This is a genomic window from Rhizobium sp. NZLR8, from assembly GCF_019685025.1.
Classification (GTDB): domain Bacteria; phylum Pseudomonadota; class Alphaproteobacteria; order Rhizobiales; family Rhizobiaceae; genus Rhizobium.
On sequence record NZ_JABDVY010000001.1, the window covers coordinates 669833 to 690840 of the forward strand.

The 21008-nt window shown below is 61.5% G+C and carries 26 protein-coding genes, 1 tRNA gene and 1 pseudogene (1 of these 28 cut by a window edge); 9 read left to right on the top strand and 19 right to left on the bottom strand.

All coding sequences use genetic code 11. The features are described 5' to 3' along the window. From purU to HJB89_RS03190, 5 genes and pseudogenes are all read right to left on the bottom strand, one after another. On the bottom strand, positions 1 to 35 hold the 5' end (the start) of the coding sequence (purU, locus tag HJB89_RS03170) for a formyltetrahydrofolate deformylase (protein WP_311044365.1). The gene continues 844 nt to the left of window position 1, outside the view; the window shows 35 of its 879 coding nt (coding positions 1-35); it begins with the start codon at positions 33 to 35; the stop codon falls past the left edge of the window. 74 nt (positions 36 to 109) lie between these two features. Further along, positions 110 to 268: pseudogene (locus HJB89_RS33680) on the bottom strand (ACT domain-containing protein); the annotation flags it as partial. Between the two features lie 217 nt (positions 269 to 485). After that, complete coding sequence (locus HJB89_RS03180) at positions 486 to 1502, bottom strand: acyltransferase (RefSeq protein WP_221148912.1); 1017 nt, start codon at positions 1500 to 1502, stop codon at positions 486 to 488. 46 nt (positions 1503 to 1548) lie between these two features. Beyond that, positions 1549 to 2829: a hypothetical protein gene (locus HJB89_RS03185; protein WP_207582506.1), complete on the bottom strand. Its 1281-nt coding sequence runs from the start codon at positions 2827 to 2829 to the stop codon at positions 1549 to 1551. Between the two features lies 1 nt (position 2830). Beyond that, positions 2831 to 3880 (bottom strand): glycoside hydrolase family 5 protein, encoded by a 1050-nt coding sequence (locus HJB89_RS03190; RefSeq protein WP_207582507.1) that lies wholly within the window; start codon positions 3878 to 3880, stop codon positions 2831 to 2833. Between the two features lie 135 nt (positions 3881 to 4015). Between HJB89_RS03190 and HJB89_RS03195 the strand changes: the two genes are divergently transcribed. Both HJB89_RS03195 and HJB89_RS03200 read left to right on the top strand, forming a co-directional pair. Further along, positions 4016 to 5638, top strand: a complete 1623-nt coding sequence (locus HJB89_RS03195) for a GumC family protein (RefSeq protein ID WP_221148914.1) — start codon at positions 4016 to 4018, stop codon at positions 5636 to 5638. A 59-nt stretch (positions 5639 to 5697) separates the two neighbouring features. Further along, positions 5698 to 6027: a hypothetical protein gene (locus tag HJB89_RS03200; RefSeq protein WP_221132348.1), complete on the top strand. Its 330-nt coding sequence runs from the start codon at positions 5698 to 5700 to the stop codon at positions 6025 to 6027. A gap of 359 nt (positions 6028 to 6386) precedes the next feature. Here the strand turns inward: HJB89_RS03200 and HJB89_RS03205 are convergent, their stop codons facing one another. The 8 genes from HJB89_RS03205 to rfbF form a co-directional block, all read right to left on the bottom strand. Then, positions 6387 to 7061: a GNAT family N-acetyltransferase gene (locus tag HJB89_RS03205; protein WP_207582510.1), complete on the bottom strand. Its 675-nt coding sequence runs from the start codon at positions 7059 to 7061 to the stop codon at positions 6387 to 6389. Between the two features lie 24 nt (positions 7062 to 7085). Continuing rightward, positions 7086 to 7844, bottom strand: a complete 759-nt coding sequence (locus tag HJB89_RS03210) for a cephalosporin hydroxylase family protein (RefSeq protein WP_207582511.1) — start codon at positions 7842 to 7844, stop codon at positions 7086 to 7088. A gap of 32 nt (positions 7845 to 7876) precedes the next feature. Further along, positions 7877 to 9025, bottom strand: coding sequence for a DegT/DnrJ/EryC1/StrS family aminotransferase (locus HJB89_RS03215; protein ID WP_207582512.1), 1149 nt, complete (start codon positions 9023 to 9025; stop codon positions 7877 to 7879). 76 nt (positions 9026 to 9101) lie between these two features. Next, complete coding sequence (locus HJB89_RS03220; protein WP_207582513.1) at positions 9102 to 10340, bottom strand: glycosyltransferase family A protein; 1239 nt, start codon at positions 10338 to 10340, stop codon at positions 9102 to 9104. Next, complete coding sequence (gene rfbC / locus HJB89_RS03225; RefSeq protein ID WP_207582514.1) at positions 10337 to 10879, bottom strand: dTDP-4-dehydrorhamnose 3,5-epimerase; 543 nt, start codon at positions 10877 to 10879, stop codon at positions 10337 to 10339. The genes HJB89_RS03220 and rfbC overlap by 4 nt, the downstream gene beginning before the upstream one ends. Then, entirely contained in the window at positions 10876 to 12111 is a 1236-nt protein-coding gene (locus HJB89_RS03230; protein WP_221132351.1) for a class I SAM-dependent methyltransferase, read from the bottom strand. The genes rfbC and HJB89_RS03230 overlap by 4 nt, the downstream gene beginning before the upstream one ends. Further along, complete coding sequence (rfbG, locus tag HJB89_RS03235) at positions 12108 to 13172, bottom strand: CDP-glucose 4,6-dehydratase (protein ID WP_207584235.1); 1065 nt, start codon at positions 13170 to 13172, stop codon at positions 12108 to 12110. The genes HJB89_RS03230 and rfbG overlap by 4 nt, the downstream gene beginning before the upstream one ends. Continuing rightward, positions 13163 to 13936, bottom strand: coding sequence for a glucose-1-phosphate cytidylyltransferase (gene rfbF / locus HJB89_RS03240; protein WP_207582516.1), 774 nt, complete (start codon positions 13934 to 13936; stop codon positions 13163 to 13165). Before rfbF ends, rfbG begins: the two co-directional genes overlap by 10 nt. Positions 13937 to 14285: 349 nt before the next feature. Between rfbF and HJB89_RS03245 the strand changes: the two genes are divergently transcribed. Further along, positions 14286 to 14582, top strand: coding sequence for a DUF982 domain-containing protein (locus tag HJB89_RS03245; protein WP_221132352.1), 297 nt, complete (start codon positions 14286 to 14288; stop codon positions 14580 to 14582). A 349-nt stretch (positions 14583 to 14931) separates the two neighbouring features. On the opposite strand, the gene HJB89_RS33565 is transcribed toward HJB89_RS03245, so the two are convergent. Beyond that, positions 14932 to 15222, bottom strand: a complete 291-nt coding sequence (locus tag HJB89_RS33565) for a poly(hydroxyalkanoate) granule-associated protein (RefSeq protein WP_221116650.1) — start codon at positions 15220 to 15222, stop codon at positions 14932 to 14934. Between HJB89_RS33565 and HJB89_RS03250 the strand changes: the two genes are divergently transcribed. Then, on the top strand, positions 15143 to 15421 hold the full coding sequence (locus HJB89_RS03250) for a hypothetical protein (protein WP_221148917.1): 279 nt from the start codon (positions 15143 to 15145) through the stop codon (positions 15419 to 15421). The two genes, HJB89_RS33565 and HJB89_RS03250, sit on opposite strands and share 80 nt — an antisense overlap. A 23-nt stretch (positions 15422 to 15444) precedes the next feature. Here the strand turns inward: HJB89_RS03250 and HJB89_RS03255 are convergent. Beyond that, positions 15445 to 15531, bottom strand: a tRNA-Leu gene (locus HJB89_RS03255). Between the two features lie 168 nt (positions 15532 to 15699). Here HJB89_RS03255 and HJB89_RS03260 point away from each other — a divergent pair. Beyond that, entirely contained in the window at positions 15700 to 16122 is a 423-nt protein-coding gene (locus HJB89_RS03260) for a BA14K family protein (protein ID WP_207582519.1), read from the top strand. Between the two features lie 10 nt (positions 16123 to 16132). On the opposite strand, the gene HJB89_RS03265 is transcribed toward HJB89_RS03260, so the two are convergent. After that, positions 16133 to 16426 carry a SelT/SelW/SelH family protein gene (locus tag HJB89_RS03265; RefSeq protein ID WP_207582520.1) on the bottom strand — a complete coding sequence of 98 codons (294 nt, stop codon included), beginning with the start codon at positions 16424 to 16426 and terminating at the stop codon, positions 16133 to 16135. Between the two features lie 120 nt (positions 16427 to 16546). Here HJB89_RS03265 and HJB89_RS03270 point away from each other — a divergent pair, with 120 nt between their 5' ends. Beyond that, positions 16547 to 17284 (top strand): type 1 glutamine amidotransferase, encoded by a 738-nt coding sequence (locus HJB89_RS03270; protein ID WP_221148920.1) that lies wholly within the window; start codon positions 16547 to 16549, stop codon positions 17282 to 17284. Between the two features lie 11 nt (positions 17285 to 17295). Continuing rightward, positions 17296 to 17844, top strand: a complete 549-nt coding sequence (locus HJB89_RS03275) for a sugar O-acetyltransferase (RefSeq protein ID WP_207582522.1) — start codon at positions 17296 to 17298, stop codon at positions 17842 to 17844. A gap of 64 nt (positions 17845 to 17908) precedes the next feature. On the opposite strand, the gene HJB89_RS03280 is transcribed toward HJB89_RS03275, so the two are convergent. After that, positions 17909 to 18337 carry a helix-turn-helix domain-containing protein gene (locus HJB89_RS03280; RefSeq protein WP_207582523.1) on the bottom strand — a complete coding sequence of 143 codons (429 nt, stop codon included), beginning with the start codon at positions 18335 to 18337 and terminating at the stop codon, positions 17909 to 17911. A gap of 149 nt (positions 18338 to 18486) precedes the next feature. On the opposite strand from HJB89_RS03280, the gene HJB89_RS03285 reads away from it, so the two are divergent. Continuing rightward, positions 18487 to 19878 carry an MFS transporter gene (locus tag HJB89_RS03285; RefSeq protein ID WP_246762706.1) on the top strand — a complete coding sequence of 464 codons (1392 nt, stop codon included), beginning with the start codon at positions 18487 to 18489 and terminating at the stop codon, positions 19876 to 19878. An 88-nt stretch (positions 19879 to 19966) separates the two neighbouring features. After that, positions 19967 to 20419 carry a GFA family protein gene (locus tag HJB89_RS03290; RefSeq protein WP_221116651.1) on the top strand — a complete coding sequence of 151 codons (453 nt, stop codon included), beginning with the start codon at positions 19967 to 19969 and terminating at the stop codon, positions 20417 to 20419. Positions 20420 to 20423: 4 nt separating this feature from the next. Here HJB89_RS03290 and HJB89_RS03295 read toward each other — a convergent pair whose 3' ends face one another. Both HJB89_RS03295 and HJB89_RS03300 read right to left on the bottom strand, forming a co-directional pair. Then, entirely contained in the window at positions 20424 to 20723 is a 300-nt protein-coding gene (locus HJB89_RS03295; protein ID WP_221148922.1) for a CcdB family protein, read from the bottom strand. Next, on the bottom strand, positions 20723 to 20953 hold the full coding sequence (locus HJB89_RS03300; protein WP_088940105.1) for a type II toxin-antitoxin system CcdA family antitoxin: 231 nt from the start codon (positions 20951 to 20953) through the stop codon (positions 20723 to 20725). Before HJB89_RS03300 ends, HJB89_RS03295 begins: the two co-directional genes overlap by 1 nt. Between the last annotated feature and the right edge of the window lie 55 nt (positions 20954 to 21008).

The window sequence follows — 21008 nt, forward strand, 5'->3', positions numbered from 1 at the left end:
GCAGCACCTTCATGCGCTTCTCGCTGTCGTGAAATTCGTAATCCATCGAAAAGGGGGCGGCGACCGGTGGAAAATCGGCGCCGATCTCGGTGCCCGAAAGACCCTCTTCCGAGATGAACGAGACGCGCATGAAGAACTTGCCGGTATCGAGATCGTCGAACTGCGAGCTGTCGATGATGTTGCAGCCCTTGTCGGCCAGATAACTCGAAATCGCCGCCACGATGCCGCGCGTCGACTTGCAGGATACCGTCAATACATAGCTTCTCATGTCTCTCGCTCTTCCCTCTTCAAGACCGCCGCCGTGCTTAGATCAAAGCCCCGGCGGCGAACAGGCCGGCGCACTTTCATTCATGCGACAAATTGCAAGATGAACCGTCATGTTTCTGCAAGTTCTCTCACGTTGGGCATAGCTTAGGAGAAGTTGCGCGAAAAACTGTGCCGCCAGCGCCGCCGGGATGCGTATTCTCGCCTTCGAGCGCTGAATCTTAGGCCGGCGGGCGGCCTGCCACGGCGACCTTGCGGCGGGGCGTGGTGATTTCGTGGATGAGTGCGCCGCCGATCGACGAGAGCACCAGCGACAGGATCACGAAGAGGACCGGCTGCTTCAGGATGCCGATCGGCAGGCGGTCGGCGGCGACCCTGAGGAAAGCCAACGTGAAGGCGTGGGTGATATAGATGCTGTAGGAGCAGTCGCCGAGATAGTTCAGCCAGCCGATAAAAGGCAGCCTGGAAAAGTCGATGGAGACCGCGCCGTAGACGATGAAGATCGCCGGAATGCCCCAGGCGTAGAACCGGCTTTCCGGCCCCATCAGCGCCTCGTTGATGAAGAGAAATGCGAACCCCAGGGCCAGTGCCGCCCATGCCCAGCGGTTCGGCAGAAGCACCTTTTGCCGGTAGAGCCAGCCGAGCACGACGCCGGCGAGAAACTCCAGGATGATCGGCTCGCCGTAGAACCGGCTGGCCGTCATCTCAGGCAGCAGCCGACAGACGATCAGGATCATGGCAAAGACGGCCAACATCGCTGGAATCCGGCGGACTTCCGGGAGTGCCAGCAGCAGCGCAAACACGAGGTAGAAGAACATCTCGTAATTCAGCGTCCAGCCCGGCACGACGACGGGGGCGATCGTGCTCGGATCGGCGGCATTGGCCCATGGCAGAAAGAACAGCGAGGCGATGAGATGCGGCAGGTCGAACACTGTCGATTTCAGCAATGACGGGGCCGCCAGCGCCACGACGGCCGAAAACAGCGTTGCCAGCCAATAGAGCGGCACGATGCGTTTGATCCGCCGGCGGGCAAAATCGATGGGGCTCATCGCCCGCCCACTCGTTGTTAGCCACATTACCAAACCGCTGAGCACGAAGAAGATGTCGACGCCGGTCTCGCCATAGACGAAGGCGGTGGCGTCGACGGCGGGGTTGACCTTGGCAAGCTGCAGTATCGCGTGGAAATAGACGACCATCAGCGCAGCGATGGCGCGCAGATATTGAAGCTGGACAAGCATCGAGCGTCTTGCTCCTCGGGCTCGCGCGGGCGCCGTGCCGCTACGGTCAACTCATTACATCTGCCGCACGATCCTGCCGGATGCGCGGGCTGTCGTGGAAGCGCATATATCCGACGACGAACCACAGGAGACCGGCGATCTTCATCGAGAAAACAGCGGTCCCCCCGATCATCATATTCAGAAAAATGAAAAGAGAAAGTGAATGGGCGCAACGCCGCTGCGCCGCCGTGCGTCCCGCCGGAAAAAGGCAAACAAACAGCCAGAAGGCGATGACGCCGAAGATCGTCGCCGCGTAGATCAGATAAACATAGCCACTGTCGGCAAATTCGGCGACCCGGTCGACCGAAAGCCCGAGGATGGCGAGAGGATCGAGATCCATGACCTTCTTCATCGTCAGGTTGATGCGGCCGGTGAAATTGTCGCCGGTCGCATTGGGTTTCAGAGTGTAGACGAGGAAACCAGCGGCGACGATCAGCGGCATCAGCGCCAGATTGAAATTCTTCGGGATCTTCGGAAAGACGAAATAGCCGCCGATGCAGGCAAGGCAGAAGATCAGCATCGTGCGCGTATCGTTCGTCACCAGGATCAGCACCGCCGTGCCGATCATGAGCAACCGGTCCCAGCGACTAAGCCTTTCCCACATGGAAATCAGATAGATCGCGATCACGCCGCAGAAATTGGCGAGCGACACCTGTTCGAGGAAGATCGACGACGAGCGGTGGTCGATAATGCCAAAGGAGAAACGCTCGGGAAAGCCGAGCGCGTTCTGGAACAGGCCTGTCGTGTTGTAGCTCAACGGCAGCAGCCCGCGCGTATTGGCGAAATAATCGGACGGATGGACGATGCTGACGTAGAACGGCACGCTGACGATCTCGAAGATCAGGAAGATCATCACGGCAAGGCTCGCCCAGCGAAAGGCGAGCTTCATGGTTTTCTCGTTGCTCCAGCCGCCGAGGCCGGTAAAGCAGAAGATGATCAGCACGTTGCGGAAATGATCGACGAACAGCATGCGGTTCAGCACGCTGACGTAGATCGTCACGACAAGCGTGAACAGCAGGAACAGGAAGGCCGGGAGGTCCGTCTCGTAGATCCCCTTGTGCAGAATGTAGAGGATGGCGCTCGCCATGATCAGCCCCTCGCTGGCGGCGACATGCGTTATCGAGAGCGGCATGATGTTGTGGTTGATGAAGGCGAGAATGCCGTTGTAGAGCACCGACAGCAGGCCGAGCCAGAGCACCGGGTAGTCGATGCGCGACGCTTGACCGGCGGCATTGAGCCGGTTGCCGGCTATGGTGAAACTCGCTGCCTTCTGGTCGAGGATCGCCATGTCAATTCCCCGCCGGCTTGACGGTGACGCAGGCGCCGGCTTTGGCTTTTGCCGAGGCGGCGAGAAGCCGCATCTGCGGCCGCTCGGTGCCCTTTCGCGGCTGAACGTTGAACGGTTCGTCGGCCGGCCACCATTCGCCCGCCGCCCAATAGGACCAGCCAAGCCAGGCGTCGCCATTATCAGACATGGTGGAATAGATCTCGGTTAGCCCGCTCATGCAGTCCTTGTCGGCGGAGGCGCCGAATTCGCCGAGAAAGCCGCGCTTGTGGTTCTTCTTCAGCCAGGCGGTGACGCCGGTGATCGCCTCGACGGCGGCGCCTGAGCCTTCGCAGGTCGGGTGGGTTCCGGAGGAATCGGCGTCGAGATACTGGTGGACCTCATAGGCGTAGAAGTCGAGCGGATCGCGCACGCCGAGCATCACCGTGCCGTTGGCGCCGCCGATCACGTCCTTTTCCCAGCTTGCCGCGCCGCTCCAGGCGGTGCCCGGCACCAGGATGAGGTTGCGGGCGCCGACGGCGCGGATGCTGCGGATCGCCGCATTGGCGGCATCGAGCCAGTCCGTCGCCTTGATGTCGTGCGGTTCGTTCATCAGGCCGAAGAGCACGCCGTCCTGATTGGCGAATTCGACCGCGAGCCTTGCCCAGAAATCACCGAAGGCTGCATCCGTCGCCGGCACCGTGCCGATCTGCGTCTTATCGTAATAGCCGAAATTATGCGGGTCGAGCAGCACGGTCATGCCGTGCTTGCGGATCAGCCCGACGGTATCCTTGATCCGCTCGAACTCGTCCTCGTCGAGCCGCCCGCCGAGCGCCGGCTGCAGCCGCTCCCAGCGGAAGGGCAGCCGGATGATCGTCATGCCTCTTTCTGCGAAATAGCCGATCGTGTCTTCACTGGGATAGGTATAGTTGATGCCGAAGGCGCCGCCGCGCTCGCCATATTCGCCGCCGGAAAGATTGACGCCGCGAAAACAGGGCGCGTCGGCGGCAAGGGCCAGCGACGGGACGAGAGCGGCCGCAAGCAGCAGCGCCGTCAGATGTCGTCTGGTCCTCATGGCTATCCTCGCAATCGCGGCAAATCGCAACATCGGCGTTGCAGAAATTATTTTAACGGTCCGTTAGCTAAGAATTTCTAAAGTCTCAGCACCTCGGCTTCAGTCTTTCACGCTGGGCGGGACACGAGTGCGCGTATGGACCAGTATGACAGGAACAGGGTAAGCCGGCTCCCTGGCTGGCGCAGTTATGAGTCAACTCAGACTGCGCCGGAAGGCGTGCGCATGCGCAGCCCCGTCGTCCGTCCGGACGATTTCGTGCCGCCGGTGCCCGAACCCGCCGCTCCTGCCTTTGTGCCGCCACCGGCAAGTGTCGTGGAACCCCGCCGGTCCGAGCGCCCGGCGCCTTCGCCTCCGACCACACCTTTGAAACAACCGACCGTGGACGCGCGGTCGAACGCAGCGCCCGCGCCTGCCGCACCGCTTCTCGATCTCCGCTCCAGTGTTGCGGCGATCTGGAGCCGACGGCTGGTCGTCCTTGGTCTGGCGCTGCTCGGCGCCGTTGCCGGCGGGGCGGTGGCGCCGTCCATCGGGCAGAAATTCACCGCCGTCAGCAGCCTCTATTTCGATCCGCGCCAGATCGGCCTTGCCGATGCAGGCGGGCAATCGTCGGGGCCTTCGCCGGAAATGATCTCGACGTTGATCGACAGCCAAGTGCAGATCCTGACTTCGGGCAATGTGCTTCGCCGCGTCGTCGAGACCATGAAGCTTGACCAGGATCCGGAATTCACCGGTGGCCGCACCGATGGCGCCGCCGTGATCGGCGCCCTGCAGAAGGCATTGGTCATCACCCGTCAGGCCAGCACCTATGTTGTTTCGCTTGCCGCGACGACCAATGATCCCGAAAAATCCGCAAGGCTCGCCAACCAGGTCGTCACCTCCTTCACTGAGGAGGAGAACAGCGCCTCGAACGGCATCTACGAAAACACCTCCTCGACGCTCGACGGACGTCTCGACGATCTGCGCCAGAAGGTACTGGAGGCCGAGCAGGCTGTCGAAACCTTCCGCGCCGACAACGACATGGTCGCCACCGAAGGCAATCTGATCTCCGATCAGCGGCTCGTCTCGCTGAACACGCTGCTGGTGACGGCACAGGAAAAGACCATTCAGGCGAAGGCCCGCGCCGATGCCGTCGCCAATCTCCGCGTCGAAGACATCGTCGCCGGCAACCAGGCGGAGGGTGGCGTCACCTCGCCGCTGGTCAGCCTGCGCCAGCAATATGCCACCCAGGCCGCCGCCGTCGGCAGCCTCGAAAGCCAGATGGGCACGCGCCATCCGCGCCTGCAGGCGGCCCGCTCCTCCCTGCAAAGCATTGCCGGTGAAATCAAGGGTGAATTGCAGCGTCTCGCCACGTCCGCCAAGGGTGAGTACGAGCAGGCCAAGGCCGCCGAGGACAGCATCGCCAAGGAACTTGCCGTGCAGAAGGCGCTGCAGGCGAGCACCTCGGACAAGCAGGTGGAATTGAATGAATTGCAGCGCAAGGCGACGGCGGCGCGCGATATCTATGAGACGGTGCTGAAGCGCTCCAGCCAGACGAACGAGGAGCAGAACCTCAACCAGAGTAACATTCGCGTCATCTCGCCGGCCGAGCCGCCGGTCAAGGCCGATGGCCCAGGAAAGAAGATCCTGCTGGTCGCCGGCGTCATCGGCGGTCTTCTCGCCGGTTTCGTCGCCGGCGCGGCCTTTGCGATCCTTGCCGGCCTCTTCGGCCATCCCGTTATCAGAAGTTATTTCAGGAAATCGCCCGCGACCGCCGCTTGATGACGGTCTCCGGTTTTCCTACATCCTGTGAGTGCCCTATTGCCGGCAGGAGAATTGCCATGCGGCTCATGATGCTTCTGATGTCGCTCGTTGCCGTGTCCGGCCTGGCGCCCACGTCCGCCTCTGCCGTCGACTGGACGAAATCGGTCGATTCCAACGTTCAGCCCCTCTATCCCTACAAGGGTCTGCCCGGCGTCAAGGCGCAGCCGGACAAGAAGGAGGAAGAATCCTATAATTGCCGCACCGAAACCGTCCAGATCCGCCGCCGTTACGACGAAATCTTCCGCTCGGGCGGCATGCCGACGCTGATGTATGTCTGCGAACGCGACGGCTTCATCTCGATGGACGACAAGGTTCCGCTACGCGGCCACTATCAGCCGGTGCGATAGAGCCTTTCCTGATCAGATTGAAGCATTCTGTTGGCTCAAACGGAGTCGGATGCTCGACCGGCCGGCGCGCGTCGTAGCCGAGCTCTACGGCCAAGCCGGCCGGTCGAGCAGGCGGCCCGTTTCAGCCAACCCTGCCGCAGATTTGCCTGGCAAATCTGCAAGACTTGGAAATCGCCGGACGCACTTATCGCTTTGCCATAGCGAAGCGGTGCGGCCGGTGGGCCGGACATCTTTCCGCCAGGATCAGAGGCGATCGGCTCGGATGTACCTGGGGTATGCCCATCGCCAATCGCCTCTGCCCTGACGAAAGCCTGCTCCGGCAGAGTGCTTCAATCTGACCAGGAAAGGCTCTAGGCGCTTCAGCCGGTCAGCAAAGCCGCTGAATGCGCCTGTCGGAAACGTTCGATCGGAAATTCCATCCTCAGATAGTCGAAGCCGGCATTTGCTTCTGGTCGATCAACGACCGAATATTTGACCATGTCCTCTTCCTCGATGCGCCGCAGCGGCAGGCTTTCGGCTGCCGAAAAGCCCAGCCGTTTGTAGAGGCCGATCGCTTTTTCATTGTGGGAGAAGACGTGCAACTCGGCCGTTTCGGCCCCAAGCCCGGCGAACGTCCACTCCAGCATTGTCATGCCGCAATGGAACATCAAATTGCGGATATCGCTCGCCCGGCCGCGGATGACATTGTCGAATTCGGCCGAGCCGGGCCGGATGTTGCAGACGCCGAAATTGCCCAACCGGTTTCCGCCGGGATCGCAAATGACGAATAGGATTCGGTCATGGGCGGGCAGCGAGATGCTTTCGAGCCACCGCCGCGTACGTTCCTTGCTGGCGCTAAACTGGGTGAGGAAAAACGGCATCGACTGGTTGCGCCACGTCGTCAGGTCGTCGATCAGGCCAGGCTCGTCGAGCATCGATCTGTCGATGCATTGCAGGTCGCCCACATGCCTGCCGCTATCGTCCCTGATCGGAAGTCGGAGCCGTCGTGCCGGATCCGCATTGTCCTTGAGGTTGACGATATCCACCTGCGCCATGAACGGCTATCCCTGATTGTCCGCTCACGCCTTGCGGCAGATGCAGTAGCCGCCCGGCGACGAAGACAGCACGAGCTTGCCGTTCAGGACCGGATCGACTTCGAAGCGGTCGGTTTCCGCCAGATAATCGGTGACTGCCTTCAGCGGCTCATTGCCGCGCAGCCAAATCTGGGAGCGCTTCGTGAAGGCCTGCTCCTCGGTCAAGTGGCCGATGAGCGTGTCGGCGACGACGAGGTAGCAGCCTTCCGTCACCAGCGGACCGTAGGCTCGGCATTCCGCCAGAACATGCTCGTAGGAATGGTCGCTGTCGAGCACAACCATGACGCGGGCGCCCGGCGGGATCTCGGCCTTCACGGCGGCAAGCACGTCGTCGTCGACGGAACCGCCCTGGATCATCTTGATCCGGCTCGACATCGGATGGGATTCGATCGACTCGCGATTATGGGCGCGGATGTCGATGTCGACCCCGACAACTTTGGCCTTGTCATTGCCCGTGGCGGCGAGGATCGACGCCATGAAGATCAGCGAGCCGCCGCGCGCGATGCCCGTTTCGATGATGACATCGGGTTTGGTCGCCCAGATGACTTCCTGTGTCGCCAGGATATCGACCGGAAGCTGGATGATCGGCACGCCCATCCATGACCAGAGATAGAAGTAGTCGAACTTGTCGAGCCCGATCAGCGTGTTCAGCGACTGTTGGAAACTTGCCTCGTCCTTGCCGAGCGCAAGCGACATCTCCCGCCTGTGGGCTTCGAATTCGAGACGATCGTCCTTCGTGGTCATGACTGTTCTTTGTCCTTCGCTGTAGGGCTGCCTTAGACCGACTGCCGCAATGCCGTGCTGTTATGGTAGATCCGCCCGGCCGCCACATCGAGCAGCGTTGCCGCCACCCGGTCGATATCGGCTTCGCTCATGTCGTGATAGCTGGGCAGGTTGATCGCGCGGCCCGGAATGCTCCAGGCGTTGACGTTCTCGGGCCGGTCATCGAACATGGAGAGGCTGGAGAGGGGATGGAAGAAGACGCGCGCGTCGATATTGGCGGTCTCGAAGGCCTGCTGCATCATCTCGCGGACAATACCCGTCGACCGATGAAAGACCGCGGTCGGCATCCACGCGCCGTTAATCGTGCCGCTATATTCCGGGTTCATCGAGATGCCCGGCAGGGCGGAAAGCCGGACCATGTAAGCGGCGAGGATTTCCCGCTTGCGGGCGACGAGTTCTTCGATGCGCTCGAGCTGTGCGCAGCCGATGGCCGCCTGGATGTTGGACATTTTGTATTTGAAGCCGATTTCGTCGGGCCAGAACTGCTTGGTCTGGCCGCGCGCGCGGCCGTGGTTGCTGAGCGTCAGCACCCGTTCGTAAAGCGCGGCGTCGTTGGTGACGAACATGCCGCCTTCGCCCGTCGTCAACGTTTTCGTGCCGTGGAAGGAGAAGGTGCCGAAGGCGCCCATCGAGCCGGCGCGGCGGCCATTCCAAACGGAGCCGATCGCTTCCGCCGCATCCTCGATCACTGGGATGCCGGTGCGCTTGCCGATCTCGAGCAGCGCATCCATGTCGCAAAGATTGCCGTAGATGTGGGTTGCGATGATCGCCTTGGTCTTCGAGGTGATGTGCCGCTCGACCTCGTCTGGATCGATGCACCAGGAGTCCGGCAGCACGTCGACGAAAACCGGCTTGGCGCCGAGGTGGACGATCGGCGAGACGGTGGCGACCCAGTTGGTGTCAGCGAGGATCACTTCGTCGCCTTCGCCGACACCGAGCGCGGCCAGGCCCATGTGCATGGCGCCGGTGCAGCTCGATGTAGCGATGGCGAAGTCGCTACCGAGATGGGTCTTGAAGTCGCGTTCGAAGCGGTTGATGTAGTCGTAGCAGCGTGCGCCCCAGCCGGTCGCTGCCGCGTCCGTGGCATAATCGATTTCAAGCTGGGTGATGGAAGGCTTGGTGTAGAAGATCCTGTTTGTCATGCCGCTAATTTCTGTTGAATTGAAATCGAGACGCGGGCGCCCGCCACGACGCTAGCTTTTGAAACTGGCGCGAGGCTCACATGATGATGTGCCGGGCGACATCGTGCTCGTGGAACACCAGATTGGGCAGGTAGCCGAGTGCTACGAAATATTCCCGGTCGCTGTCGACGTTGATGAAGACGGCAGTGCTTTCCAGTGGGCTGTCGCTGATTTCCACCGTAACCTTCACCTTTTCGTTGAGGCCGAGTTCGCGCATCAGGCCTTCGAGTGCGGTGATTTCCGAGAAGCCGCCGAGAAGCAACGTGTCGATGCCGATTGCCGAATTCACTTCGCTCACCAGCGTCTGGATGGCGACCATCAGAGGCAGCCCTTCGCGGAAGGGGCGAATTTCCGGGTGGTCGAGCATCCCGCCCCACATGATGCGGGTATAGAGCTCATAGGCCTTGATGAAATTCTTGCGCGCGGCCCAGAAGCGGAAGGCGACCGCCATGCGGTTGAGCGTGAAGATCTTGCACATCTCTTCATACTTGAGACGTGACTCGGGCGTCAGGATCACCGCCCCGCGCCTGGCGCCCGTATAGAGGAAATATTCAAGTCCGCCGCGATAACGATCCCAGCTCGTCATGACGTCATTGGCGCCTTCCTGTGGACGGTCACGAACGATCGCCGAATTGGCGATGGAGCGATAGAACGGCCGCTGCAGGAAGGCGACCGCGCCTTGATCGAGGAAATGCGCAAGGAACGGGAACGGGTAGAAGCAGATGTCCCGCGGGATCCAGGCCGACCGCAGGGCCGACGCGCGGTAGATCGCGATTTCCGGAAAGATGTGGCGTTCGAAGATATACTGAAAGACGTCGCCGAAGCTGCCGCGCGGAAACTTCCGATCCTCCTCGACATTGTAGAACTTGGTGATGTCGTTTTTGGCGACTTCGTCATAGAGGAACCAGGGCGCATGGGCGCAGGTCACATCCTGGTTCTCATCGAGATATTTGACGGTGTTGGCCACCGCATCGGCAATCAGGATGTCGTCGTCGGCGAGATAGACGACGTATTCGCCCCTGCCGAGGCGAAGAGCGCTCGTGACGTTGGCGTTAGCGCCCGCATTGACCTCACGCTTGTAATAGCGGATCGGCAATCCGTGCCCGATGAACTCCTCGACAACTTGCTGGGTGTGATCAGTGGAGGCATTGTCACAGATGACGATCTCGAAGGGAAAATCGAATTTATAGTCGTTCCGGCAATAGGTCAGCGCGTTTCTGAGGTAGGCCTCGCGATTGTACGTCGGGATGCAGATGCTGAGTTTGATGCCGCTCAAAGGCTTGTCTCCTGGCCGTAGCTCTCAAGCGCGGCGTCGCGCTCGCTGATGATGCTCGGCATGAACGGCCAGGCGATGGAAAAGGCGGGATCATCCCAGCGGACCCCGCGGGCAAGTTCCGGTACGTAGGTTTGCGACATCTGGTAGAAGAGCTCGCAGTCGTCCTCGAGGGTCAGGAAGCCGTGCGCGCATCCGACAGGTATGTAGAAGGCATTGTGACTGATGGCATCGAGCTCGACGGAGGCCCACTTGAGATAGCTCGGCGAATCCGGCCTGAGATCAAGTGCCACGTCGAAGACCCTGCCGCGCGTGGCGCGCACCAGCTTCGCCTCCGGCCGCGGCTCGGCCTGGTAATGCATGCCGCGCAGCGTCCCGCGCATGTGGTTCTGGGAGACGTTGCACTGCGGGTAGACGGGCACCAGACCCCGCGCCGCGAAGGTCTGTGCGTCGAAGGTTCGTGCGAACATTCCCCGGTCGTCGGAGCGCGCGTCGACTTCCACGACAAAGGCGCCCGAAACCGCCGTCGGAAGGAATTTCATCCGAGCACCGTCAGTTCCGGCACGGCGACGGCAAAGCGTCCACCCCAGGCTCCGACCCTGCTGTTGGCCGCAACGACTTCGTTCTTGATGTTCCAGGGCAGGATGAGAATGTAGTCCGGCCGCGTCTCGTCGATCTTCTCAGGCGCATAGATCGGCAACTTGCTTCCCGGCAGGAAGTGTCCCTGCTTGTGCGGATTACGATCGACCACGTAGTCGATCAGGTCGGTGCCGACACCGCAGAAATTCAGCAGCGTATTGCCCTTGGCTGCAGCGCCATAGGCAGCGACCGTCTTGCCGTTGCGCTTGGCCTCGTTGAGGAAGGCGAGCAGCCCGTCCTTGATCGGCGCGACGCGGTTCTGGAAGGCCTCGTAGATCTCGACCTTGTCGAAGCCGGCAGCCGCCTCAGCGGCGCGGACTTTGGCTAGGCCGTGACCGATTGCGTGAACCGTGGATGTTGCACGGCAGGCAAGCACGCGGAGGCTGCCGCCATGGGTCGGCAGTTCCTCTACGTCGAATACATTGAGGCCGTGCGCGGCGAAGACTTTTTCGACGGCGAGCAGCGAAAGATAGTAGAAATGCTCGTGGTAGACCGTGTCGAACTGGATGTTTTCCATCAGCCGCAGCAGATGCGGGAATTCAACGCTGACAACGCCATCCGGCTTCAGAACGGCAGAGAGCCCGCCGACGAAGTCGTTGATATCAGGCACGTGGGCCAGCACGTTGTTGCCGATGACGATGTCGGCGGCAAGGCCGCGGGAGACGAGGTCGGCAGCGGTTTCCTTGCCGAAGAAGCGCGCTTCCGTAGGAACGCCGATCTGCCGCGCCACCTCCGCGACGTTCTCAGCCGGCTCGATGCCGAGCACCGGCACGCCGGCCTCGACGAAATGTTTGAGAAGATAGCCGTCATTGCTCGCCACTTCGATGACCTGCGACGCCGCGGTAAGGCCGAAACGTTCGCGGGCCATGATGGTAAACTGGCGGGCATGCTCCACCCAGCCGTCGCTGTAGGAGGAGAAGTAGGCATAGTGGCTGAAGATGTCTTCCGGCGGGACGAAAGCATCGGCCTGCACCAGCCAGCATTCGGAACAGACGAAGGCGCGCAGCGGATAGGATGGCTCCGGCTGCTCGAGTTGCTCTTCCGTCAGATAGGCATTGGCGAGCGGCGTCGAGCCGAGGTCGACGAAACGATGCTTCAACGGAGCATCGCAAAACCGGCAATTGTGCGCTGTCATGATACTGCTTCCTCATATGCCGCGATCTGGCCGAGCGAGAAGGCGCGCATGTCTTCGCCCTCGCGGTTGGCTTTGTACCAGGCGGCAGTCCAGTCGATGGTCTGTTGCAGGCTCAGCCGCGGGCGCCAGCCGATGGTGTCGAGCGCGAGCGCCGAGCTCAGGGTCAGCGCCGGCGCTTCGGGCAGATGTTCCCCCGGCGCCAGCCGCCACACGTCTTCGACGCGATGCGCACGCCCGAGCGCCTCGGCAAGTTCGGAAACAGTGGCGAAGCTTTCGGGATGCGGGCCGAAATTCAACGCATTCGGCAGATCCTTGACGCGTTCCTCGGTCAGCGCTTTCGCGAAGCCGAGATAACCGCCAAGCGGCTCCAGTACGTGCTGCCAGGGGCGGATCGCCGCGGGATAACGCAGCATGATCGGCTGGTTGCTTTCGAAGGCGCGGATGAAATCCGGGATCAGCCGATCCCTGGACCAGTCGCCGCCGCCGATGACATTACCGGCGCGCACCGTGGCGAGCCTGAGATCTCGGCCATTGAAAAAACTGTCGCGGTAGCTCTGGCAGATGAGTTCGGTACAGGCTTTGGAATTGCTGTAAGGATCCTTGCCTCCGAGCGTATCGGTCTCGACGAAGGGGATGCCGCTGCCATTATTGGCGTAGACCTTGTCCGAGGTGATGACCAGCACTGTTTTGACGGAGGGCGTCTGCCTGACTGCGTCGAGAACATTTGCCGTTCCCATGACATTGGTCGAGAAGGTCTCGGCCGGGTTCTCATAGGAACGCCGCACCAGCGCCTGCGCCGCCATATGGATGACGATCTCCGGCTCGAAACGCCTGGAGAGAGAAAGAAGCGCCTCGGCGTCGCGGATATCGACGATGTGATGGCCGCGATCGTCCCAGGGAGCGAGTTTCCGATAGAGTGACGGTTCGGTCTCAGGCGCCAGGGAAACCGCGCTCACCTCAGCGCCGAGCCGTTCCAGCCACAGGGAAAGCCAGGAACCCTTGAAGCCGGTATGGCCGGTGAGGAAAACCCGCCGCCCTTTCCAGAAATCGGTCAGGCCCATTGCTTCCACGGCGCCTTCCCGGAATTCCAGAGTTCTTCCAGATGGGTGCGCTCGCGAAGCGTATCCATCGGCTGCCAGAAGCCGTCATGCTTGAAGGCGGCAAGCTGGTTGTTGGCGGCAAGCCATTCCAGCGGTCCGGCTTCCCAAATCGTGTCGTCGCTTGGGATGAGATCGACCACCGAAGGGTCGAGCACGAAGAAGCCGCCATTGATACGCTGGCCGTCGCCTCGAGGTTTCTCGACGAAGGAGGTGATGAACTGGCCTTCGATATTCGTGGCGCCGTAGCGTCCGGGCGGGGTTACCGCGCACATCGTCGCCTTCAGGCCGTGATCGCGATGGAAGGCGACTTCGGCGGCGATGTCGATGTCGCCGACACCGTCGCCATAAGTCATGCAGAAGGGTTCGCCTGGTGTCAGATGGTCGCGAATGCGCCCGAGACGGCCGCCGGTCATCGAATGCATGCCGGTATCGACCACGGTCACGCGCCAGTTCGGTCGTTTACCGCCGTGATAGTTGATACTGTTGGCGCCGAGGTCGACGGTGATGTCGCTGTGGTGCAGAACAAGGTTTACGAAATATTCCTTGATCATATAGCCCTTGTAGCCGGCGCAGATGATGAAATCATCGAGCCCGTGATGGGCATAGATGTTCATGATGTGCCAGAGGATCGGCATGCCGCCGATCTCGACCAGGGGCTTAGGCCGGACGCTGGTCTCTTCGGCGAGGCGCGAACCCAGACCACCGGCGAGAATTACGACTTTCATCCCGAGCGAACTCCAGAGTGTTTAGAAACAATTATGGTTTCCGGCCTGCCCGGCGAGGCAGTCCGGCATGCGGGGCGCTCACAGGCGGCACGGCCGTATGCCCATCCTGGTCCCGGTATCCGATTTCGTTCTTGTGCGAGGCTTGCGGGGGTGTCGGACGAGGCGGCCGCGCTTTCGGCAGGCCATGCGTTGAGCAATGAAACAGCCCCGCTTGGCCGCACTCGTCACGCATCCATTGCCGAGGCCGTCGATAGAAAACGGCTCTATCGGGCAACGATAGCGCCTCCCGCCTTCCCCGGCACGCTTTTTGCATTGTTACTAATATTCTAACTCTTGGGGAGAAAATGCCATGCAATGGAACACATCGGCGGATTTTGCGCCTCTTGTTCTCTTTCTCGGCGACCGGCACAAGCGCAAGATCGTCAGGACGCTCCACGACGCAGCCGAAGTTCTGATGGTGGACTGGCCGTTTGAGGATGGAGAGGAGTACGTGGCGGCGGTGAAGGCTTGCGCCGATGCCGTCATGGGGCAAGCGGGAATGGACCGACTCAGAGAATTGCTTCTGAGCGCCGCCAGAGAAGCCGGCATGGGGGTTCTGACCGTTATTCCAGACAGCAGGAAGACGACGACCGAAATGGCCGCGTGAAGGCCATCAACCACGCCATCACGCGCCGGCCAAAGCGGCGCTGACGCATGAGATGCACATGCTGCGAACCACCCGATAAGGGAAAGCTCTGCTGATGGCTCCCGCAGGATACCGGTCCGCCGGCCGCTTACTGTCGACAGATGCACACGTCGTCACGAAAAAAACCTCACTTCGGAATCCCGAAATTCCCCCGCTTCGGGATTCCGAAATCCGCCGGGTTTTGCGAGGTGTTGCCGTGGCGAAACATCCAATGATTTCAAGTCGGCAACCAATTTCGGGATTCCGAAGTGCTATATAGAATATGGGAGGAGTTCGCGGAATCGCCGCTATTCTTGTCCCGAAGAGACGGTTAGGCCTCTAGATCAAGCTGGAGTGGAGTGCTGGCTGCTTCGGCTACTTTAGCCTTCCGATTTTTTGCCGCACGGCGTGGTGGCTTTGTGATCTTTGGCAAAGTGTCGGAGCCGAACTCGTCTGACTCGGAGCCGACCAGCAGCGGATAGGCAGCAAGCGCCGCACCGGCCGAGGATACATCAACGACCTGGTTGGGCGGAGGCATTTCAATGGCCGGCTTGGCGGCTGGCGCCTCGCGCGCCTTTGAAGGCTCAGGGGCGCTGGCTACGGATGTGGCGTATCGGATCATCACAAGGCTCCATTTTGTTCGCTTTATGTTCCATTCGGCAATGAACAAGTCAATGGCGGCTAGGTATCGGCGACCGGAATACGCGTTAATATGGATTTTGAAAGTCCGTGGAATTGAGCAGGCAAGCCTTGAACGCATTGCTGCTGGCCTGTTTCCACAGGCACAAATGCGTAAATTTTGGATAGGCTTAACTCCTTGATCCGGTAGCGATCAAGAATGGAATGGTGCCCAGAAGAGGACTCGAACCTCCACACCCTTTCGGGTACCAGCACCTGAAGCTGGCGCGTCTACCAATTCCGCCATCTGGGCGACGGAGAGCGATGTAAGGGGGCGGCTCCTGACTGTCAACCGGGTTTTTGAAGTTTTTCTGACAGTTGGCGAAAAACAGTCGGTCATATGAGAGGGAGCGGCCGGAGGGCAGGCATAGCGCTTCGCTTGGTACGCCCTATATAAAGGAAATATCGAAAGGAATCCCTCATGCCCGTTGTCCGCATGCTAGTGTTCGCCGGTCTTCTCGCCGTTCTCGCGCCTGCCATGGCGGGCGCTGATTCGCTGAAGCTGGGCAAGCCGGGGATCGGGCCGCTCAACACCGGATCGACGCTCTGCGATTTTCGCGGGTGCTTCGGTTTCGGGCCGCAGCAATGGCATCGACCCGCCTATGTCCAGCCGAATTACCGCCCGCGCGGCGCGACGGGTCCGACCTATTACCAGCCGGGTGCGGCTGGCCGGCCGCAGCTGACCTATGAGCCGCCGCCGGTGCGCCGGCTGCAGCCGAAGGTGGCTGACAAGAACAGCCATGTCGCCTGGTGCAGCAATGAATACCGCTCCTACGATCCAAGAACGGATCGCTTCCTCACCTATGAAGGCATCTACAAGACCTGCCGCTCGCCCTATCGCTGAGTTGCCGCCATTAGCTTTCGAGCAAGGCGCGGTCGACATGACCGAGATCGCGGCCGGGCTCGATGATATCGCGCACCCGCTGCTTCAGTTCCTTCGGCCCGGGAAAGCCGCCGTCGCGCTTGCGCTCCCAGATCAGATCGCCGTTGACGCGGATCTCGAAATTGCCGCCGGTGCCGGGGATCAGCGCTACTTCCCCGAGACTGTCGGAAAAAGTGTGCAGCAGCTCCTGCGCCATCCAGGCGGCGCGCAGCAGCCAGTTGCACTGAGTGCAGTAGAGGATCGAGACACGGGCTTTTTCGGTCATGGCAGACTCCTTTTCTCTGCGCTGATGTAAGCCCTGTTGTTGGCGCGCGCAATCGCCAGCGTCTTGCGCGCCACCCGCCGGCATGGTCTCTTCCTCTATCGGCAACACCGGGAAAAACCCATGCGAGTCGCAGTCATCGAAAATATGAAGAACACCGGCCTCGGCGCGCTTGCCGCTGCACTCCATGAGGCGGAAGCGGAGATCGAGTGGTTCCGGGTGTGGCAGGACGGCGTCCTGCCGCCGGATATATCCGGCCATGACGCGCTTGTCGTTCTTGGTGGCGAGCAGAGCGCGCTGGATGACGAGACGCACCCCTATCTGCCGGAGCTCGTCCGGCTTTCGCGCCGCTTCGGCGATGCCGGCAAGGCCGTGCTCGGCATCTGCCTCGGTAGCCAGATCCTCGCCCGCGCCTATGGCGGCGACAATTTGCTAGGAAGCGCCCGCGAATTCGGCTGGCACGGGATCGGCGTCACCGAGGAGGGCCAGGCCGACCCGCTGCTGTCGGCGCTTGGCGGCGAATTCACCATCTTCGAATGGCATGTCGATACGTTTTCCCTGCCCGCCGGCGCGGTGCGTCTGGCGACAAGCCCTGTCGCCGAGAACCAGGCTTTCCGCATCTGCCGCGCCGTCTATGGCACCCAGTTCCATTTCGAGGCCAATTCCGCGGTCGTCGCGCAATGGAAGGCCGAATTCCCCGATACGATCGAGCGCATCGCGCCAGGCTGGCTGGAGAGCCATGCCGAACTGGCGGCAAGACATGGGCGTGGCGCCGATGCCGCGGGCCTTGCCATCGCCCGCGCCTGGGTCAGCCTGATCGAAGCAGACGAGATCGAGATGCTGTCAGAGGCCTCGGCGTGAGAGGCGAGGTCATGCCGGCAAGCGAACGCGAGAAGATGGCGGCAGGCGAATGGTATTGCTGCCTCGATGACGAACTCGATCTCTTGCGCCGGCAGGCGCGCCGGGCTGTCCATGCCCACAATACGCTGCCGCCGGACGAACGCGGCGCCATGGCGCCAGCCCTGAGGGCGCTCTTTGCGGGCATGGCACCCGATGTCTTCATCGAAGCGCCGTTTCACTGCTCCTACGGCATCAACATCACTCTCGGCGAGCGCGTCTATTTCAATGCCGGCTGCACCATCCTCGATTCCGGCCGGGTGACCATCGGCGACCGCACCATGTTCGGCCCCGGCGTGCGGATCTATTGCGCCGAACATCACAAGGACCCGACGCTTCGCAGCCGGGGCATCGAGATCGCTCGGCCGGTCGTTTTCGGCAGCGACGTCTGGATCGGCGGCGGCGCCATCATCCTCGGCGGCGTCGCGATCGGCGATGGTGCGATCGTCGGCGCCGGCGCCGTGGTGACCAGGGATGTGCCGGCGAACGCCACCGTGATCGGCAACCCGGCGCGCGCTCGATAGGCTTCGCCCAAATTCATCTGTCGCGGCATGCAGGCCAAAGCCCCCGCCAGCATTCGTTGCCCGGCTAAAGGCCGCTGTCGGCTCGCGCATCGTAGCGTTGCCGCGCGGCGATGATGCCGGCCTGGTTCTGCTCGGTCCACAGCACCAGCGAACGGATCGTTTCGTGCAGCGTGCAGCCGAGCGGCGTCAGTGCATAATCGACCTTCGGCGGCACGACCGGGTAGACGGTGCGTTCGATGATACCGTCCCGCTCAAGGTGCCGCAGCGTCGTCGTCAGCATGCGCTGGCTGATGCCGTCGATATTCCTCTTCAATTCCGTGAAGCGAAGCGTGCGTTTTTCGAGCAGCGCAATGACGAGCAGCGACCATTTGTCGGCGATCCGGTCGAGGATCTGCCGGACCTCGCATTCCTCGCGCGCATCCCATTGCAGGACGTCATAATTCTTGCCGGTGCTGCAAATGTCACTCGGTGAGTTTGAAGTGCCTTCTTCCATGGTGCCGGATCATGTCTTAACTAGGCTTCGGTTACAAGAGGGAACCGAGGCATGAAAAGTAACTCGCCTCATCCCCGTTGTTTCAGCTCGTCAACCGAAGGAACGGATCCATGTCCACCCCATCTTCCCAGACCAAATCAGAAGGACGCATGAGCCCACGCTCAGCCGGGGCACTGATCGTGCTCTGTGGCGCGATCTTCCTCGAAGGCATCGATGTCGCCATGCTCAATATCGCGCTGCCGGCGATCCGCGCCGATCTCGGCCTGTCGACAACGACGCTCAGCGCCGTCGTCAGCGCCTATGTGCTCGGTTATGCCGGCTTCATGCTGCTTGGCGGCCGCGCCGCCGATATCTTCGGCAGGAAGCGCGTCTTCCTGACGGCGCTCGCCGTCTTCCTCGCCTTCTCCGGCCTCGGTGGTTTTGCGAGCGAGGGCTGGATGCTGCTCGTTGCCCGCTTCGTCACCGGTGCAGCTTCCGCCTTCATGACGCCCGCCGGCCTGGCGCTCATCACCGCCAATTTCCCCGAGGGAGCGCAGCGCAACCGGGCGGTAATGATCTATGCGTCGACGGCGTCGGCCGGCTTCTCGCTCGGCCTTGTCGCCGGCGGCCTGCTTGCCGCGATCGACTGGCGCTGGGTGTTTTTCGCGCCGGTGGTGCTTGCGGCGAGCCTCCTTGCCGTCGCCCCGCGGCTGATCGTCGACCGGGGTGCGGGAACCGCGCGTGGAAAATTCGATCTATCTGGCGCAGTGACGCTGACCGGCGCCATGCTGCTTGCCGCCTACGGCGTCACCCGGCTCGAGCATCCTGGCGAGCGCGCGGAATGGACGATCGCCGTCTTTGTGGCAAGTGCGCTGTTCTGGCTTGCCTTCATTCTGATCGAGCGCTCCTCGGCTGCCCCCTTGGTGCGGCTCGGCATTCTGCGCTCGGGCGCCCTGATCCGCGCCAATCTCGGCGCCCTGCTGTTTGCCGGCTCCTTTTTCGGCTTTCAGTTCATCGCCTCCCTGTATCTGCAGGAGCTGCTCGGCTGGACGCCGATGCAGACGAGCCTGGCGCTGCTGGCGATCGGCATCGACGCGGTGGTTGCGCCGATCCTGACGCCGCGGCTCGTCGACCGCTTCGGCAATGTCTGCGTCATTCTCGGCGGTTTCCTGCTGGCGCTTGCCTGTTATGCGCTATTCTCTCGCATGGGCTTCGACTGGACCTATGCTGCCATGTTCCCGTCGATGCTCCTGCTCGGCCTTGCCTTCGCGCTCGGCTATGGCCCGTTGACCATCGTCGCGACCGACGGCATCGCCGAAGACGAGCATGGGCTTGCCAGCGGCTTGGTCAATACCGCGATCCAGTTCGGAGCCGCGCTCGGCCTTTCCGGCGTCAGCGCCATCGGCGCCTATATTCTGGGCGAAGAAATCTCTCCCGAAGCCCGGCTGGAATCGCTACGTGTGGCGCTTCTGGTGCCGATGGCGGCTGCAGCCCTCGGCGCGCTGGTCATGGCAACGGGCCTGCGGGGCCGCGGCGGCTCCCGCCGCGAAGCGGTCGCCTGACCATGCTCGGCAAGGCTACGCATCGTGGCCTTGCCACCTCGACAGCGGCGATCATTCCGCTAGATCATCGGCAAACGGGAGAAATATCATGACAGCGCAAACCCTACCCATGGAAGGCGGCTGCCGTTGCGGCCAGGTGCGGTTGAAGATCAGCGCGCCGCCGCTGCTGACCATGGCCTGCCATTGCACAGGCTGCCAGAGGATGACCGCGAGCGCCTATTCGCTCAGCGCCGCCATCCCCAGTGAAGGCTTCGAGGTGACGAAAGGCGAGCCCGTCATCGGCGGCCTGCACGGCGTTACGAAACATTATTTCTGCCCGCATTGCATGAGCTGGATGTTCACCCGTCCGGAAGGCATGGACTGGTTTGTCAACCTGCGTGTCACCATGCTCGGCGATCCCAGCTGGTTCACCCCCTTCATCGAGACCTGGACGAGCGAGAAGCTGGCCTTTGCCGAGACCGGCGCCGTGCACAGCTATGAGGCGCTGCCCGAAATGGACGCTTATGAGGGGCTGGTGAAGGAGTATATGGGCAAGGGATGACGGCTCAGAAGCCCTGGAAGAGAAAATCCAGGGCGCTGGTGATACGATCGCTGTCGGAGGTGAGATCCGGGGCGACGACGCCGATCTCTTTAATGGAAATCGCACCGACAAATTGGGTCGCCATCACGTATGGCACGTGGTTGATCACGAATTGCGGATTGAGCTGGCGCATTATTTTGGGAAGAGCTTGCAGCGGAAGCATCGGTGCCATGATCCGCGTCGTCAGCTCGCCATGCAGATCTGACTGCAGATCGAGAGCAAGCGCATCGGTATGCACGAGATTGTAGACGTGAAACCGCGCCATCAGAATTGGCGATATTTCTGAAACGGCAGGCCGTGCTTTTCGACATAGGCATTGGAAGCGGCGATGGCCTCGGCATTCTCGATACGCCACAGCCGCTCGCGTTCCGCCTTTATGGCTTTCGCGATTCCATCTTCCGCCGCCCTGGATATATTGATCTTGAGGTCGCGCGCCTGCGAGACGAGACCTTCATCGAGAGAGAGGTTCGCTGCTTTTCTCGCATGCTGCGCCATGACGATCTCCTTGGTTTGATGCGCACACTATATGCGCATCAGATGCCATTGAGAA